General features: G+C 65.9%; 17 protein-coding genes. 5 read left to right on the top strand and 12 right to left on the bottom strand.

What is annotated here, in order from left to right:
* Both bamC and AC3WRI_RS11140 read left to right on the top strand, forming a co-directional pair.
* Positions 1–1208: NlpB/DapX family lipoprotein (gene bamC, locus AC3WRI_RS11145; RefSeq protein ID WP_492293333.1), on the top strand; the 1208-nt coding region annotated here is incomplete at its 5' end.
* A 67-nt stretch (positions 1209–1275) separates the two neighbouring features.
* Positions 1276–2064 carry an MBL fold metallo-hydrolase gene (locus tag AC3WRI_RS11140; protein ID WP_010808978.1) on the top strand — a complete coding sequence of 263 codons (789 nt, stop codon included), beginning with the start codon at positions 1276–1278 and terminating at the stop codon, positions 2062–2064.
* 93 nt (positions 2065–2157) lie between these two features.
* Here AC3WRI_RS11140 and AC3WRI_RS11135 read toward each other — a convergent pair whose 3' ends face one another.
* Both AC3WRI_RS11135 and AC3WRI_RS11130 read right to left on the bottom strand, forming a co-directional pair.
* Positions 2158–2394 carry a hypothetical protein gene (locus tag AC3WRI_RS11135; protein WP_037024358.1) on the bottom strand — a complete coding sequence of 79 codons (237 nt, stop codon included), beginning with the start codon at positions 2392–2394 and terminating at the stop codon, positions 2158–2160.
* 199 nt (positions 2395–2593) lie between these two features.
* Positions 2594–3799 carry a cupin domain-containing protein gene (locus AC3WRI_RS11130; RefSeq protein ID WP_174549450.1) on the bottom strand — a complete coding sequence of 402 codons (1206 nt, stop codon included), beginning with the start codon at positions 3797–3799 and terminating at the stop codon, positions 2594–2596.
* 11 nt (positions 3800–3810) lie between these two features.
* Between AC3WRI_RS11130 and AC3WRI_RS11125 the strand changes: the two genes are divergently transcribed.
* Positions 3811–4338 carry an FKBP-type peptidyl-prolyl cis-trans isomerase gene (locus AC3WRI_RS11125; protein ID WP_026201125.1) on the top strand — a complete coding sequence of 176 codons (528 nt, stop codon included), beginning with the start codon at positions 3811–3813 and terminating at the stop codon, positions 4336–4338.
* 82 nt (positions 4339–4420) lie between these two features.
* Here the strand turns inward: AC3WRI_RS11125 and AC3WRI_RS11120 are convergent, their stop codons facing one another.
* On the bottom strand, positions 4421–5470 hold the full coding sequence (locus tag AC3WRI_RS11120; RefSeq protein ID WP_010808975.1) for a hypothetical protein: 1050 nt from the start codon (positions 5468–5470) through the stop codon (positions 4421–4423).
* Positions 5467–8097 (bottom strand): DNA mismatch repair protein MutS, encoded by a 2631-nt coding sequence (gene mutS, locus AC3WRI_RS11115; RefSeq protein WP_492293332.1) that lies wholly within the window; start codon positions 8095–8097, stop codon positions 5467–5469. The genes AC3WRI_RS11120 and mutS overlap by 4 nt, the downstream gene beginning before the upstream one ends.
* 244 nt (positions 8098–8341) lie before the next feature.
* Here mutS and AC3WRI_RS11110 point away from each other — a divergent pair, with 244 nt between their 5' ends.
* Positions 8342–9622: a tyrosine-type recombinase/integrase gene (locus AC3WRI_RS11110; protein WP_492293331.1), complete on the top strand. Its 1281-nt coding sequence runs from the start codon at positions 8342–8344 to the stop codon at positions 9620–9622.
* A gap of 70 nt (positions 9623–9692) precedes the next feature.
* A complete protein-coding gene (locus AC3WRI_RS11105) occupies positions 9693–10997 on the top strand; it encodes a hypothetical protein (protein WP_492293330.1) in 1305 nt (434 codons plus the stop codon).
* A 41-nt stretch (positions 10998–11038) separates the two neighbouring features.
* On the opposite strand, the gene AC3WRI_RS11100 is transcribed toward AC3WRI_RS11105, so the two are convergent.
* From AC3WRI_RS11100 to AC3WRI_RS11065, 8 genes are read right to left on the bottom strand one after another with little or no spacing between them, the layout of a single operon-like run.
* Complete coding sequence (locus AC3WRI_RS11100; protein ID WP_492293329.1) at positions 11039–11320, bottom strand: hypothetical protein; 282 nt, start codon at positions 11318–11320, stop codon at positions 11039–11041.
* Between the two features lie 2 nt (positions 11321–11322).
* Entirely contained in the window at positions 11323–11793 is a 471-nt protein-coding gene (locus tag AC3WRI_RS11095; RefSeq protein WP_492293328.1) for a hypothetical protein, read from the bottom strand.
* Positions 11790–12428 carry a hypothetical protein gene (locus AC3WRI_RS11090; RefSeq protein WP_492293326.1) on the bottom strand — a complete coding sequence of 213 codons (639 nt, stop codon included), beginning with the start codon at positions 12426–12428 and terminating at the stop codon, positions 11790–11792. The genes AC3WRI_RS11095 and AC3WRI_RS11090 overlap by 4 nt, the downstream gene beginning before the upstream one ends.
* The gene (locus AC3WRI_RS11085) at positions 12421–12567 is read right to left on the bottom strand and encodes a hypothetical protein (RefSeq protein ID WP_492293325.1); all 147 of its coding nucleotides are present in this window, start codon (positions 12565–12567) and stop codon (positions 12421–12423) included. Before AC3WRI_RS11085 ends, AC3WRI_RS11090 begins: the two co-directional genes overlap by 8 nt.
* A complete protein-coding gene (locus tag AC3WRI_RS11080; protein ID WP_492293323.1) occupies positions 12564–13118 on the bottom strand; it encodes a hypothetical protein in 555 nt (184 codons plus the stop codon). The genes AC3WRI_RS11085 and AC3WRI_RS11080 overlap by 4 nt, the downstream gene beginning before the upstream one ends.
* Positions 13115–15235, bottom strand: coding sequence for an H-NS family nucleoid-associated regulatory protein (locus tag AC3WRI_RS11075; RefSeq protein ID WP_492293322.1), 2121 nt, complete (start codon positions 15233–15235; stop codon positions 13115–13117). The genes AC3WRI_RS11080 and AC3WRI_RS11075 overlap by 4 nt, the downstream gene beginning before the upstream one ends.
* A 14-nt stretch (positions 15236–15249) precedes the next feature.
* The gene (locus tag AC3WRI_RS11070; protein ID WP_492293320.1) at positions 15250–15624 is read right to left on the bottom strand and encodes a hypothetical protein; all 375 of its coding nucleotides are present in this window, start codon (positions 15622–15624) and stop codon (positions 15250–15252) included.
* Positions 15625–15656: 32 nt separating this feature from the next.
* Positions 15657–16199 (bottom strand): deoxynucleotide monophosphate kinase family protein, encoded by a 543-nt coding sequence (locus tag AC3WRI_RS11065; RefSeq protein ID WP_492293318.1) that lies wholly within the window; start codon positions 16197–16199, stop codon positions 15657–15659.
* Positions 16200–16270 lie beyond the last annotated feature (71 nt).

Raw genomic sequence — 16270 nt, 5'->3', positions numbered from 1 at the left:
CCCCCCCCCCCCCCCCCCCCCCCCCCCCCGCCCTGGTTGTGCCCGTGCTCGCCGCTGGCGTGATCACCGGCTGCAGCAGCATCAACGAAGCGATGCAGCCGGACAAGATCGACTACAAGTCGTCGGCCTCGAAGCGCACGCCTACGCTGGATATCCCGCCCGACCTGACCAAGCTGGAGGGCGATCGCCGCTATTCGGTGCCCGATGCGAACGGCACCTCGACGCTGTCGACGTACAGCCAGGCCACCAAGGTGCGCGAGCAGTCCCCGAGCGAGAACGTGCTGCCCTCCGCCCAGGGTATCCGCATGGAGCGCGACGGCAACCAGCGCTGGCTGGTGATCAGCAACGGCATGCGCGGCGACCAGCTGTGGCAGCAGCTGCGCGGCTTCTGGCAGGAAAGCGGTTTCCTGCTGGTGCAGGACTCGCCCGAGACCGGCATCATGGAAACCGACTGGGCCGAGAACCGCGCCAAGATCCCGCAGGACATCATCCGCAACACCATTGGCAAGGTCTTCGACGGCCTGTACTCGACCTCGGAGCGCGACAAGTTCCGCACCCGCGTCGAGCGTTCGCAGAACGGCACGCTGGAGGTCTTCATCAGCCACCGCGGTGCGCAGGAGCAGCTGACCGGCATCGACAAGTCGAGCACGGTCTGGACCCCGCGTCCGGCCGATCCTGAGCTGGAAGCCGAATTCCTGTCGCGCCTGGCCCAGCGCCTGGGCGTGCAGAAGGAACAAGCCGACCGCATGGCCAAGAACCCGGCGGCGGCGGGCAATGCCGCAGCCGCTGCGGGCACGGCCGCCGCTGCTGGCGCTGCTGCTGGTGCCGATGGCGCCGCGCCGGCCAAGTCGTACCTGTCCCAGGTCAACGGCGCTCCGGCGCTGCAGCTGCCCGAACCGTTCGACCGCGCCTGGCGCTCGGTCGGCCTGTCGCTGGACCGCGTGAACTTCACGGTTGAAGACCGCGACCGCGGCCAGGGCCTGTACTACGTGCGCTATGTCGACCCGCGCACCGTTGCCGACAGCCGTGGCTTCTTCTCCAAGCTGTTCACCAAGCCGGAAGATTCCAAGACCGCCAAGAAGTATCGCGTGTCGCTCAAGGGCACGGGCAGCGGCACGCTGGTGACGGTGCTCAACGATGCCGGCCAGCCTGAGAACGGCGAAATCGGCAAGCGCATCCTGTCGCTGATCGACGAGCAACTGCACTGAGCCGGCGCATGACTGCTGGCATGCCAGCCGGCCGTCCTGGCCGGTGTCTGGCGGGGAGGGCGCGGCCATGATGCGCTTCGCCTTCCTCGGCAGCGGCAGCGAGGGCAACTCGCTGCTGATCGAATCCCGCGAAGACACCACCACCACGCGCGTGCTGCTCGACTGCGGCTTCGGCATCCGCGAGACCGCGCGGCGCCTGGAGCGCCTGGGCGTCGCGCCGGACCAGCTCGACGCCGTGCTGGTGACGCACGAGCATGGCGACCACGTCGGCTCGGCCTACGCCTTTGCCGCCCGCCACCGCCTGGCGGTGTATACCAGCCACGGCACCTGGCTGGCGACCTCGCACCTGCGCGGCGCCGATGCGGCCGACGTGCGCGTCTGCGGCGCCGACCATGCCTTTGCCATCGGCGGACTGCAGGTGCTGCCGTACACCGTGCCGCACGATGCGCGCGAGCCGCTGCAGTTCGTCTTGTCGGACGGGCAGGCAAGGCTGGGTGTGTTGACCGATGCAGGCATGGAGACGCCTTACGTGACGGCGCGCCTGGCAGGCGTGGATGCGCTGGTGCTGGAATGCAACCATGACCGCGAGATGCTGCGCAATTCGGTCTATCCGGCTTCGCTGAAGCGGCGCATCGGCGGGGACTTCGGCCACCTGGCCAATGAAGTGGCGGCCAGTATCCTGGCGCAAGTTGCCCATGCCGGCCTGAACCGCGTGGTCGCGGCCCACCTCAGCAAGCAGAACAATACGCGTGAGCTGGCAACGGGGGCGCTGGCAATGGCATTGGGTGCGTTGCCGTCCGAGGTGCTGGTGGCAGACCAGGACGAGGGCCTGGACTGGCAGGCGGTGCGCGCCTGAGGGATGCGTGGATTCGGCAGGGCGCAGTGCGGTAGCAGCGCCCAAATAAAAAAACCGGCCCGAAGGCCGGTTTTTTCATCGGTCAGGAACCGATTACTGCTTGGCAGCCGGAGCCGAAGCGTCAGCAGCCGGAGCCGAAGCGTCAGCAGCCGGAGCAGCAGCAGCCGGAGCGGCCGGGGCTTCAGCAGCGGGAGCCGAAGCTTCAGCGGCCGGAGCGGCAGCAGCCGGAGCAGCCGTGTCAGCGGCCGGAGCGGCAGCTTCTTCCTTCTTGCCGCAAGCGGCGAGAGCAACAGCGGCCAGCAGCGATGCGATCAGGAGAGACTTCTTCATTGTTCGTCCTTTAACTTGTAATAACGGAAAACAGGCGATGAATAATTACCGGTAATTATCGCTCTTGAACTGCAAAATAGAGGCCCTCCCGGGTCCCGATAAATGCAATGGTCCACAGTACTAGCCAGCCAACAATTATATCCGCGTTTTCCCGGCTTGTGTAGCGCCGAAATTTACTGATTCGCAATGTTACGTATTATTACAGCCGCGGGCCCAATTGCAGCCATCCTTCCAGCGTCCAGTGATGGAAAGTTTCCATCAGATCGGGTAGGTCCGCGCAAGCCGCAACATCTTCGCTACTAAGCTGCCGATAATCGGCCAACTTTTTCAGCCATTGCATCAGTTCGGCCGGCGGCTCGTAGGCTTCTCCATTGAGGAAGAAATTCGCGCGGTCGTAAAGCGCAATCGATGCTGATGGCAGTACCACACCATGGCGGGCCGCCAGTGTCGCATAACGGCGCAACGGCATGTCGGGTATCTCTGCAAATTCAACGCCAGGTTTGGGTTCTGACAGATGGCTGCCGAGGAATTCGGACACCATCTGGCTATTCCATTGCAACGCCTTGAGCCGCTCGGCGACTGCCTTGGCCATGCCGGCGGGTAACTGCGCGGGCCGCGTGGCGGCGCGCTCGCCGGCGTCGGCATAACGGCCGCCGAGGTCTTCATTGTCTTCGACCGTTTCAGACAGCCAGGCCAGGAAATGCCCGGCCAGCTCGCGGTAGGCCGGCGCGCGGAAGCCGATCGAGCAGGTCATGCATTCGCCTTCGGCAATGCCATCGTGCGCATATTGCGGCGGCAGGTAGAGCATGTCGCCGGGTTCGAGCACCCATTCCTGTTCCGCGTTGAAGTCGGCGAGGATCTTCAGCGGCATGTCCGGGATCAGCTCAAGGCTGGTCTGCGACGAAATGCGCCAGCGGCGCCGGCCCGAGACTTGCAGCAGGAACACGTCGTAGGAGTCGAAATGCGGGCCCACGCCGCCGCCGTCGGTGGCGTAGCTGATCATCAGGTCGTCCAGGCGCGCGTCCGGCACGAAACGGAAGCGGCCCATCAGTTCCGCCGCGGCGGCGTCATGCAGATTTACCCCTTGCACCAGCAGGGTCCACTGGCGGGCCTTGACGCCGGGCAGGTTTTCGCGCGCAAATGGGCCATGCGCGAGTTTCCAGCGGTTACGGAAGTGCGTCACCAGGCGCGATTCGACGTCATCGCTGTCGGCCAGGTCGAAAAGAGCCTCGCGCGACACAGGCGGCACGATTCCGGGTACTGCCTGTCGAATCAGCAGGGGCTTGCGATGCCAGATATCCCGCATGAATGCAGCAGGCGTCATGCCACCAAGCAGGTCGAGCGGAGTGTCTGGATCGACGGGGCCAGGGGGCAGGGCCTGCGCGTATAATGCGGAATCGTTCATGGAGTCAAGAATTGAAAATCGCTAAGAATACTGTGGTGTCCGTGATGTACAAGCTGTCGGACGCGCAAGGCAATCTGATCGAGGAGTCAGATGAAGCCATGGTTTATTTGCACGGCGGGTATGATGGCACGTTCCCCAAGATCGAGGAAGCGCTCGACGGTCATGACGCGGGCTTCGAGACCCAGTTGCAGCTGGAGCCGGAAGACGCGTTCGGCGACTATGACGCCGATATGGTGAAGGTCGAGCCGCGCAACCGCTTCCCCGAGCCGCTGGAAGTCGGCATGCAGTTCGAAGGCATGCCCGAAGATGGCGACGAAGAGGACTCCGTCATCTATACCGTGACCGACGTGGCCGAGGACAAGGTCGTGCTGGATGGCAACCATCCGCTGGCCGGCATGGCGCTGCGCTTCTGGCTGAAGGTCTCCGAAGTCCGCGAGGCCACCGCCGAGGAAATCGAGCACGGCCACGCCCATGGCGCCTCGGGCGTTGAAGTCGTCGATGAGGACGAGGACGACGACACGCCGCGCACGCTGCACTGATCGCGCTGCACGGTTCGTATTCCGCACCCCAGGAAAAAGCCGGCCGCAGCCGGCTTTTTCGTTGTCGGGCCGGCAAGCGGTCTCAGCGCGGTGCCGGTGCGTCCTTGAGCATGACTGCGAACGGTGAGGCCGCGCCCGGCGTGATCACCAGTTCGGCCCATTGCGAGACCGTGTTGGCGGGCAGTGACACACGCGTGAAGTTCTGCATGACCTTGCCGGCCGCATCGCGCAGCGGCTTGTCGATGCCGAAGCCGTTGTCCGCCCCGTTGGCCCCGTTTCCGCCCGCATGCACCAGCAGCACCTGGCCGCGGAAACGACCGGCCAGCTCGCGCAGCTGGCGCTTGAATTCCAGGTAGCCGTCGCGGGTGCGGTGGCGCATGAAGCCGTCCAGCAGCGTCGGGCGGCCTTTCTTCTCCCAGCCGTTGGCAAAATGCGGGTCGGCGTGGACCACCACCACGATGCCGTTCAGGTCGCGTTGCCGCGCCACCGAGAACGCGCGCGCCAGCCACTGGCGGTTGGCCTCGCGCCGGTCCTCGAACTCGCCGTTGCGCCCGCCTTCGTCGCGGTAGTGGTTGTTGTCACCCGGCAGGTTCATGCCGACGAGCAGGATATCGGCCACCTCCATGCGCATGTTCTCGCGGAAGCTGCGGAACAGCGCCTGGTCCGACTGCCGGTGCAGCGGTCGCGGATGCCGGCCGAGCGTGGCGTCCTCGGGGAAGAACAGCTCACGCAGCCGGTTCAGGCGCTCGACCGCGTCAAAGCCGCCGTTGACCGGCAGCCGGCATTCGGACCAGTCGGTCTCTCCGGGCACGTAGACCAGCGGCAGCGGCGACTGGTCCAGCAATTGCTGGCGGTTGCCCAGCACCGCATCGCTGCACGACTCCGTATCGCCCTTGATGCCGCCGGCATGAATGACCAGGTCCAGCTTGCGCTCGCCGAAGTAGTCGAGCAGTGCCGCCGCGTTGGCCTCCGCGGCCGGCCACTGGGGCAGGTCGGCGATCAGCGCGATGCGCGTCAGCTTTGGCCTGGCCGGTGCCTTGCCGGCGCGGCCCGCGGGCGCGGCCGATGCCATGCCGGCCGTGCAAAGCAGCGGCAGCAGCATGGCAAGCAGGGCACGGCGTGCAGCGTTCATGCGGCGTCGAGCGCCTCGCCTGCCAGTGCCTTGAGCCGGTACAGCGCCTCCAGCGCTGCGCGCGGCGTCAGGGTGTCGGGATCCAGGTTGGCCAGCGCATCGACCAGCGCGGCCTGTTCGGGTGCGAGCGTGGGTGCCAGCGGCGCGGGCACGGCCGACGGGGCAGCGCCGAAGTCGTCCTCGTCGTCATCCGGCGTTGGCGGTGCCGCGAACAGGTCCAGCTGCGGCGTGGGCGTGGCGTCGGCCGATTGCTGCTCCAGCCAGGCCAGGTGCTTGCGCGCGGCGCGGATCACCGGCTGCGGCACGCCGGCCAGCTGCGCTACCTGCAGGCCGTAGCTCTGGCTGGCGGGGCCGTCCTGCACTGCGTGCAGGAAGACAATGCCATCGCCATGCTCGACCGCCGACAGGTGCACGTTGGCTGCCTGCGGAAACTCTTGCGGCAGCTGCGTCAGCTCGAAGTAATGCGTGGCGAAGAGGGTATGGCTGCGGTTGTGCGACAGCAGGTGACGCGCGATCGCCCAGGCCAGCGCCAGCCCGTCGAAGGTCGACGTGCCGCGCCCGATCTCGTCCATCAGCACCAGCGAAGCCGGGGTCGCGTGGTGCAGGATGCCGGCGGCCTCGGTCATCTCGACCATGAAGGTGGAGCGGCCGCCCGCGAGGTCATCGGCGGCGCCGATGCGGGTAAAGATGCGGTCGATCGGCCCGATCACCGCGCGCCGCGCCGGCACGTAGGCGCCGACACAGGCCAGCAGCACGATCAGCGCGGTCTGGCGCATGAAGGTCGACTTGCCGCCCATGTTCGGGCCGGTGATCAGCAAGAGCTTGCGCGCTTCGTTGAGCTGGCAGTCGTTGGCGATGAACGCCACCGACTCGGCCGCGAGTTGGCCTTCGACCACCGGGTGGCGGCCCTGCACGATGTCGACCACGTTCTCGGCGACGCGCTCAGGCGCGGACCAGTCCAGCGTCTGTGCGCGCTCGGCCAGTGCCGTCAGCACGTCCAGGCGCGCCAGCGCGCCCGCCACCCGCTGCAACTCGCCGATGTGCGGCAGCAGCGCCTGCAGCAGGCCGTCGTAGAGCTGCTTCTCGCGCGCGAGCGCGCGGTCTTGCGCCGACAGCGCCTTGTCTTCGAAGGCCTTCAGCTCAGGCGTGATGTAGCGCTCGGCATTCTTCAGCGTCTGGCGGCGGCGGTAGTCGTCGGGCACCTTGTCGGCCTGGCCGTTGGTGACCTCGATATAGAAGCCATGCACGCGGTTGAACTCGACGCGCAGGTTGGCAATGCCGGTACGGGCGCGTTCGCGCGTTTCCAGGTCGATCAGGAACTGGCCGCAGTTCTCGGAGATGTCGCGCAGTTCATCCAGTCCGGCATCGTAGCCGCGCGCGATCACGCCGCCGTCGCGCACCACGGTGGCCGGCTCTTCGGCCACGGCGCGCACCAGCAGGTCCAGGCAGTCCTGCGGCACGGCCAGGTCGTGCAGGGTCTGCGCCAGCAAGGTGCTGCCCTGGTCATCTCGGATGCAGGCCTGCACGTCCGGCAGCGCGCGCAAGGTGTCGCGCAGCGAGGACAGGTCGCGCGGCCGCGCATTGAGCAGCGCCAGCCGCGAGGTGATGCGCTCGACGTCGGCCAGCCGGCGCAGCGCCGTGCGCAGGGCATCGGTGCCCTGGTCGATCAGCACGCCGATGGCCTGCTGGCGTGCCTGCGGCAGCGCCGGGTCGCGCAGCGGGTGGTGCAGCCAGTGGCGCAGCGCGCGGCTGCCCATGGCCGTGCAGCAGGTGTCCAGCAGCGAGAACAGCGTCGGCGACTCGCCGCCGCGCAGGGTCTCGGTCAGTTCCAGGTTGCGCCGCGTGGCGGAATCCAGGCCGACGTACTCCGATTCGCGCTCGACCTTCACGCCCTGCACATGGCGCAACGACTGGCCCTGCGTGGTGGCCGCGTAGTTCAGCAGCGCGCCGGCCGCGCCCAGCGCGGCACCCAGCCCGGCACAGCCGAACGGGTCCAGGCTGGCCACGCCCAGCTGCTCGCGCAGCCGGCGCGTGCCGGCGTCCTGGTCGAAATGCCATTCGGGCAGGCGGGTACGCGCGCACGCCAGCGCGGGCAGCTCGATGCCATCGGCATACAGCAGCTCGGCCGGGCGGATGCGCTCCAGCTCGCGGCCCAGCTGCGCTGCTTCGCATTCCATCACGCGCAGCTCGCCGCTGGCCAGGTTCAGCCATGCCAGCCCGGTCTTGCTGACGCCGCGGCGCGTGGTCTGCTGGTGCACCGCCATCAGGAAGGTATCGGCCTTGTCCGGCAGCAGCGCGGCGTCGGTGAGCGTGCCCGGGGTGACGATGCGCACCACCTTGCGCTCCACCGGCCCCTTGCTGGTGGCCGGGTCGCCGATCTGCTCGCAGATCGCCACGGATTCGCCCAGCTTCACCAGGCGCGCCAGGTACTGGTCCGCCGAGTGGAAGGGGATACCGGCCATGCGGATCGGCACCCCATTGGAGGCGCCGCGCGCGGTCAGCGTGATGTCGAGCAGGCGCGCGGCCTTTTCGGCATCGTCGTGGAAGAGTTCGTAGAAGTCACCCATGCGGTAGAACAGCAGGGTGTCGGGGTGGTCTGCCTTGATGCGCAGGTATTGCTGCATCATGGGAGTGTGACGCTCCGCGGACGATTCCGTAACAGTCTGATCTACCTTGGTTTTTCCGCGCAATCCCTTTATCGGCGCGGCTTCCACGCCAATCGGGGGACTTTCGTTCATCTCGTCAACACTCATCTTCACTCGCCTACACTCCTGTCGTTAGCGTAGGTTTCTAGCGTATCATCCCGAAAAAACCACGCCGGGGTGCGCCGATGCCATTCCGGCAAAACCTACGCTACTGAAATCCTACGCCATGCAATTCGACGCGCGCGCTGCCAAGCTGCTCAAACCGGGCGAGCACATGACGATCACAGATCATCCGGGCCTGCGCCTCGAATGCGCCGCCAGCCGGCGCACGTGGATCTACCGCTACAAGTCGCCGGTCGACGGCCGCATGAAGCAGACGAAGATCGGGGCCTGGCCAGCGATGTCGCCGGCGGCTGCCATTGTCGAATGGGAGAAGCTAAGGGCTGCCCGGGACAGTGGCCGCGATGTTGCAGCGGAGAAGCGTGCAGCGAGAGCCAGCGCACGGTCGGTATCGGAGGGGAGTTTACCGCAGGAGGGGCCGTACGATGTCCGTCGGCTCTGCCGGAACTATCTGGAAGGGCACGTTGAGCGCAATCGAGCACTGAAAGGGGCGAAAGAGATCCGCAGGATGTTTGACACCATGCTGGGCCCAATTGCCGACATGCTTCCTCAGCAGGTTACCCGGTCGGTTGCGTTTGAGTTGCTCAACTCGTACATGCACATTCCTGTCCAGGCTGGGAAGCTGCGTTCCGAGCTCGGGGCGGCCTGGGACTATGGTCTGGACGCCGGAAAGCTTCCGGAGGACACGCCGAACTGGTGGCGCCAGATTATGCGCGGCAGATTCCAGAGCCGGGGGAAAAAGATCGAAGGAAAGTCGGTGGGAGAGGTGAAGCGCGTGCTGACTGAGACCGAGGTCGGCGAGCTGATCCGCTGGCTGCCGAACTTCAGCCGTATCGTGGCCGACGCGCTGGCGCTGTATCTGTGGACCGGCACGCGCGGGTCGGAGATTGTCTCGATGGAAGCGGCCGAGATCAGCGAGGAGGAAGACGGCCTCTGGTGGACGATTCCCAAGGCGAAAACCAAGAATGCCAAGCGCCAGGGGGCTACGGACCTGCGCGTGCCGCTGTTCGGCCAGGCCGAACAGATCGTGCGCCGGCGCCTGGCCATTGCTGGCAAGGGTTATCTGTTCCCGTCCAGGGTCGGCGGCCCGACCGAGCAGAAGACGATCCAGACGGCAGTCTTCTATCACCAGCCGTACTCGAAGACCCGGCCGGAGGATCAGCGGCCCCGCCTCACGGTCGCACGGTGGGCGCCGCATGATCTTCGCCGCACGGTTCGCACGCTGCTCGCGTCAATGGGCTGCCCGACCGAAGTTGCGGAATCCGTTCTCGGGCACATGTTGCCTGGCGTGCAGGGTGTCTACAACCGGCACACGTACGACCGCGAGCGGCATGAGTGGCTTCAGAGGCTTTCGGACAAACTAGAGAGTTTGGCGGCGCTCCGATAAGTCTTCAAGTATGTTTCTTTCTGCGGGCAGCGCTGCTGCCAGCTGCCGCGATGTCACTGATGAGCTAGAAATGGGAACAGCCAGCCTCTCTACAACCGACGATTCGACTCATGATGTCTTGCGCGACAAACTTGACGAAGGGCTCCGCCTGCTGAGCCCTCCTGTAGTTGAGTTGTTATCCAATCCCGTTGCCGATGAATCCCCCGAACGTGTCCATCAGCGGCTTGATGCCTCGTTCGAGGTTTTCCGGGTGGTCAAGCGTCTGGATCTAGATGGCCTGGTGCAACGAGATGACCGCTTTCCTTCGGACGGCAATTACATGATTCGCGTGCCTTCCGGAGCAACAAGTTTTAGTCATCAACTTGGCGCGACGCTGCTTCGTCAGGCAATTGCAAGGAAATCGTCCGCAGCTGCAATAGAGTGGGCGCGCGGGGTCTTTGAAACCCGGGTAGCGACAGGAAAAATCATTAGTCCGGTCTGGGGGGTGGCGACAGACCATTCTATTGATTTTGGCAATGGTATGCGCTTGATTCCGTTTGCGGACGTGCCAGACGGACCTCAAAAGCGCTGGCTGCATCGGGCGAGATTCGAAGATGGCCTAGTTCACTCGATGCTTCACCTCCAGGAATTCGGTGCCGCGCTTGTCATGGACCACACCATTCATGACGTTGTGTATCGAAATGACGACACACGGGAAGCCGACGCTCACGTGTCCGCCATCCAGGAGATTGATGTTGCCTTTCAAGACACAGCGCTGGCATTGACAGTAGTGGGCCCAAGGGTAGTGACTCCTGTTTGCAGGTGGTTTGCCTACGACAATCCGGATTTGGAATGTGCGTTGGGTGGCTCTCATCGGCATAGTTGGACTCGCGAGATCCTTCCTCTTCGAATGCCAGCCCCGATACCGTTGGATGAAGGTGTGGCACGGCAAGTTGTCGAGGATCTGTTTGGCTTTCCTGAGGGGGCGCGGAAAACTGTGCGTATCGCCATGGCGCGTCTGCAACAGTCCCTCATTAGGCATAGCCGAGGCGACGCGGCGGTGGAACTCGCGGTGGCGCTGGAAGCGTTGCTTGGAGACCCGCACCCGACCGAGATGACTCACAAGGTAACAGTGCGTGGCGTTCGGCTGTTAGGGGGAGATGTCCATCAAAGAAAGCGCAACTATGCGCTTTTTAAGAAGGCATACGCGATTCGCTCTGCGATGGTTCACCGTGGGGAGCAGCCTGCCGGCGATGTCAGTGTCGCCGGCGAGCGAATGAGCATTGATACCTTTCTTGCGACGGTCAGTGCCGGCTGTGCGGAGTTGATCCGTCGCATTCTGGCCCAAGGAGACATACCGGATTGGATCGAATTCGATTTCATGGAGCAAAACTAAGCCGTTGGGCTAGACCACCGCGTCTGAGAAAGGCTTGGAATCTAGCCGTTTTGCCGTCGGTTTTGTCCGGCCTGTGTCGCGCGCCAGCTGGAGAACGCTAAGCCGATGCGAGTGTGATAGCGTCGCGCTGCATTCGCTTGGCGGTCCAGTTCGCTGCGGGAGTCGATGCAACAGACGGCGCGGATCACCGCCGCCGCGCGTTCAGTGTCGCGCAGCGAGTCAAATCGCGCCCAGGTCGCTGGGAAATGCATAGCCAGGAAGTGGCGAAAGTCGGAATTGCTGCAAAGGATGCCGGCCGTGCGGGCGAGGGTGGGGCGGTTCACTGTCATTCCTCGAAAAGCGCCACCTGGCGCGAGTCGACTTCGGTGGGGGCGGGTTCGGCCTTGTTGGCACGAGCTGCGGGCTTGTCGGCCTGCAGCGGTGCCGGCCGGTTGATGAGGCCGCCGGCGTGCACGTGCGCGAACAGCCGGCGGATCGCGTCCGCGGGGTTCGCGCAAGCGTGGGCTTCGCTTGGGATGAAGAGGCTGGCGTTGTGCGGAATCGCGTCGCTGTAGAAGCAGCCCAGCTCGCGTGCGAGATCCGTCATGGCAGCGTTGATGGCGTCGGCTACGTCGGAGCAGCCGCTGGCCGCCGTAGCGATCGCAGCTGGCGGCTCGCCGGCCAGGACCTCGCGCACCAGCACGCGCTCGATGTTGGCCGGGCTGCGGCTCCAGGCGCCAGGCGTCATGTCCATCACGCCGCGTGACGGGCTGGTGATCGCGGCCAGCCATTCGCGTGGTTGCGTTGTCGCAGTCATGCGGTGACTCCAGCGCCTTGCGCGAGCAAAGCATCGAAGGCGCGCATGATGTTCGCCTGGTCGGGCGTCAGCTCGACGGTGCTGCCGTTTGCGGAGATCGATACCCGGCCGCTATGCCATACGCAGATGCTGATACCGCCGACCTGGATGTGAGCGCTGGTGGCCTGCACGTCCAGGGCAGCGGTCATGGTAGCGGTCGTGCTCTGGGTGTGTTGAGGCTTGGTCCCTGGCGGCGCCGTACGGGCCCGCCGCGGTGTCGTGGGCGGCCGGCCGGTGCCGATCGTGTAGCGGTCCCCCTCGGCGTGCAGGCGGCCGTCTGCCAGCGGCGTCTTCAGGAACGATTTGACGTGGCTGTCCGATTCTAGGCCCATGGCGCTGGCCAGCTCGGCGTGCGAGGCCTCGCCGTACTGCTTCACGTAGGCGATAGCGAGATCGACCTTCGTCACAGGGGCTACGGGCGCGGGTGTGGACGCGGGCGTGCCTGCCGGCGCTGCTGTGGCTACCGGGGGCGGGGCGGGCGCGTGCTCGGGCTCGGCCTGCGGCATGCCGGCGCCCAGGTGAAACACGCTTGCCGGGAATGCCGGCATGGCCGGCGCGCTGGCGGCCGGGATGATGCGTTGGGTGGCTTCAAGCATTGTGGCTATCCTGGGTGGTGGCTGCTGGCTTCGGTTTAGGATCGAAAGTCTTCGTCATCCACTTGGCCCGCGTGCGGGCGCCGATCACGATGGCAGCCAGCAGCACGGCGGCGGACGTGATAAGGGAAATGGCGGTCATGACTGCGGGGTATAGGCGTCCACTGCAGCGTCGGCGTCCGGGCCGTTCAGGGGATCGCCGACGCGGGGGGCGGTCGGCAGGGAAATGCAGGGCACGCCGACGACGCCGAGCTGGTCGTTGGGGACGTCGCGCAGCTTGCGGTAGCGCTCGGCGTCCACCACCAGCGGCTCGCGGCTGCCACGCAGGAGGGCGCGGCGAGCGTGTTCAGCGACGACCAGGTGATGGGCTGCGCGGGCGTGGAGCTCCATCGCGATGATGGAAACGCTGACCGGGTCCCCGCTGCAAACTGCCTCGGCCAGGAGCTGGCTGAGGCTTTCAATGGAGAATTCAAGCGGGCTGTTCAGCGCCTCACGCTTCTTGGGGGGGCATTTTGCGAGGCGTAGCTTCATGGCCCTGACCAGCTTGTCGGCGCGCAGATCCGCAGCGGTGGTTTGGCGTGGCGCGCGATATGCGGAGTCGGGGCGCGACGTGGCAGCCAGGCGCTGGCCTTGTTGTTCCGTCAGGCGCGCGGCGCTGCTGTTGGGCGAGGGGGTGGTTCGATTCGCTTTCACGCTTCGACCTCCTGGGCATCCGTGGCCAGCAGCTCGTCCAGCGTCTTGCCTGCCTTCAATGCGGCTTCGACCCACCCCGGGCGCTTGCCGCGGCCAGTCCAGGTATTGCCGTTCTCGTCGCGGTAGCGCACCGGGATCCGCTTGACGATCGGAGCCTTGTCGGCACCTGCGGTGGGCGCTGCAGGCGGCGCCTCGTTTGCCGGCGACGGCGCTGGCGCGGTGGTGCTGGCCGGCGCACCGGGGCGGCGCAGGATGGCTGGCAGCCAGCGCTGGCCTTCCAAGCGCTGCTCGGCTGCGGCGATCATGGCGTCCTTCTTCATGCCGGCGATGGCATTGGCGGCTTCCTCCCCGGCAGCTTCGCGCACGGCCTCAATGCGGCGCGACTTCGGCACGCTGGCCAGGTAGGACCCGGCCGTGGCTTGCCACCAATCCGCCATGTCCAGGTCGACGGCGGCGGCGAGCTGGTGCGCGTGCTCATGACCAGCGGAATCCTCGCGGTGCTCGACGGTATTGATGCTGTGCGCCACGCAGACGGCCAGAAGGTCGAGCTGGTCGGCCTGGCTGAGGCCCTGCAGCCAGGCGAACAGGTCTTCGCCTTCGCCCGGCAGGCGTTCCTCCCAGCGGCCAATTGTGTCTTCCAGGCTCACCCAGGCGCGCGAGCCTTCCAGGTCGGTGCCTTGCTGGCCGCAGCCGCGGTTGTTCGCGAGCGACACCTTGGCCACGGCGCTGCAGCGGCGCAGGGAGAGCGCCTTGAAGATCTGCGGCACCAGGGCATAGAGCAGCGCAACCAGCGCGACGGCCGGCGACTGTGCCACCAGCGCTTGCAGGGCGGCAGTGCGGTGGGCGGTCAGCGTGGTGACCATGCGCTCGGACAGCGGGCGCTCGGCGGCTTCATCGGGCGCGGCAGCCGTGCTGCCATTGGGGCTGGCGGTATCCGAACGCGTGTCCTTCTCCTTCTTGCCCTTCTCGGGCTTGATGAGGCCGCGGTAGATCTGCAGCTCGCCGTTGTGGCGGATCGTGGCGACAGCGCCAGCCTTGGCCTTCTGGCGGTCAGAGTAGGTTTCCAGGCTGCCTTCGATGTGCTCGATCGAGGCCTCGACCTGGGCAAGCTCCTCTAGCAGTGCGTCGTCTTCGACATCGAGGGCATCGTTGCGCTCGTCGAGTTCCTTGGCCCGCTGCTTGAGCGCGTCCAGATCGGCGGCCTCGGCCTCGGTGAGGGAGCGCTTCTTCGCTTGGCTCCGGCCATAGGCCGACTCCTCCGAATACCCGAAGCTGTCCACGGCTTCCACCCAGCTCCAGCCTTCGGCGCGCAGTCGCTCGGTGACCGCCTGCAGCTTCTCGTCGGCCAGGCGCTTGAGCAGATGGGCGTCGCCGATGTAGCCGCCGCCGTCGCTGAACAGATCGCGCACCACCGGCCCGCCAGCGGCCTCGTAGGCATCGAGGCCTACGAAGCGGGCAAGGCGGTCAGCTTTGACATCGATGGCACCTGGCGCGGCCAGCGCGCTACGCAGGTGGGCGGCGCCTGTGTACCACGGCCCTTGCTTCTTCGCGCGCTCCCACACGCGTTCCTGGGCGGCGTGATCGTCGGTGATGGCCAGCGCCATGAGTTGGTCCAGGTTGAGCTCGCCATCGCGGTAGCCCTGCACGAGGCGCGGGGAAACGTTGGCGAGCTTCAGGCGGCGCTGCACGGTCAGCGGCGTGACGCCAAAGCGGGCGGCGACCTCTTCGGCGGTGCTGCCGGCGTCGATCAGTTCCTTAAAGGCCTGGAACTCGTCCGCCGGGTGCATGGCCTCGTGCATGTTCTCGGCGACGCTGATTTCCTCGGCGGCATCGGCCTCGCGCACTGCGCACAGGGCGCGGTGCTCGGCGTCCAGCTCGCCGGCCTCGATCAGCATTTGCAGGGCGCGCAGGCGCCGACCACCGGCGATCACTTCCGTGCGGCCGGGCTTCTTACCCTTCGCCGGGACATCGATCACCGTCAGGGGCTGCAGCAGGCCATGGTGCTTGATCGATGCGGCCAGCTCGCGAATGGTCGACGAGGGCGTCTTGCGGACGTTGCGGGGCGAGATGACCAAGTCGCGCACGCGAATGGTCACCAACTCTTGCGGGTTGCTCATGGATGGCTCCGGGATCAGTCGGTGAGCGCCACGCCTTGCTGCTGCATCTTGTGCTGCACGAGGGCATTGGCGAAGGAAAAGGCGTCGAGGCGTACGCGGCCGATGGCGGCCTCGATATGCGGCGCCGCGGTGCGCAGCGTCATTTCGTCCAGGGGGGTGATGGCCAGCGTGCCGGTTCGCTCGAAGCGATCCAATATGGCCGCCATGGCGCGGCGCGCGGAGCGGATTTGCACCAACTGGTCCAGTGCGCGTTGGAGCGGCATGGCGATGGCCAGAATGTCGAGGATGCGCAGCAGCCGGTTGTAGGCCAGCGGCGTCGGGTCACTAGTGAAGCGCACCAGGTCGGCGTAGAAGGTCAGTTCCAGGTGCTGCCGGTTGTGCGGCATCATGGGAATGGCGACGGGGAGAGGAGGGCGAGCGGTCACGAGAGGGCTCCCAGAAACGATTCCTCACCGACGATCGCATCCAGCTTGTCGTAGAGCTCGAAGAGCGTGCCGTTGTTGTGGATCTCTCGATCGAACTCAAGCAGCTTGACGCCGGCTTCGCTGACGTGGGTATGTACGGGCTGTGCTGCGGCGCGCACCAAGCGGATGATGATGCCGCCGCGGTTGCGGATCATCGCGGCCTCGTTCTCGAAGCGCACGTCGGTGAACACCACATCGAGGCCGCTTAGGGAGTCGACCTCGCGCTCAGCGACATCGACCCAAACGGTCGAGCCGATATGGGTGCGGCCCCATTCGCTGCCCAGCGTCTGCATCAACTGGCGCGGGGAGCGGCCCAGCCAGTCGATGGCGGTGTTCTTGTTGGCCTGGGTGAAGTGCTCGTCGGTCAGGCCAAGGCCGACCTTGAGCATTTCGCGCAGCGGTGCGGCGAATGCGAGCGGCATGAAGCGGTGCGCTTCAGCCAGGTAGGCGGCAGCAGTGTCCTTGCCGGATCCTGCGCGGCCGGTCAGTCCAATCAGCATGGGTATCTCCTCAGTCGAGGTCGTTTGCCTGGCGGCGTTTGTGGTCGGGGGTGGTCGGGTCGAAGCGAGGG

This window comes from Cupriavidus sp. FW305-27, from assembly GCF_058787995.1.
The sequence above is the reverse complement of the archived record's forward strand: the minus strand, read 5'-3'. Positions and strand labels throughout refer to the sequence as shown.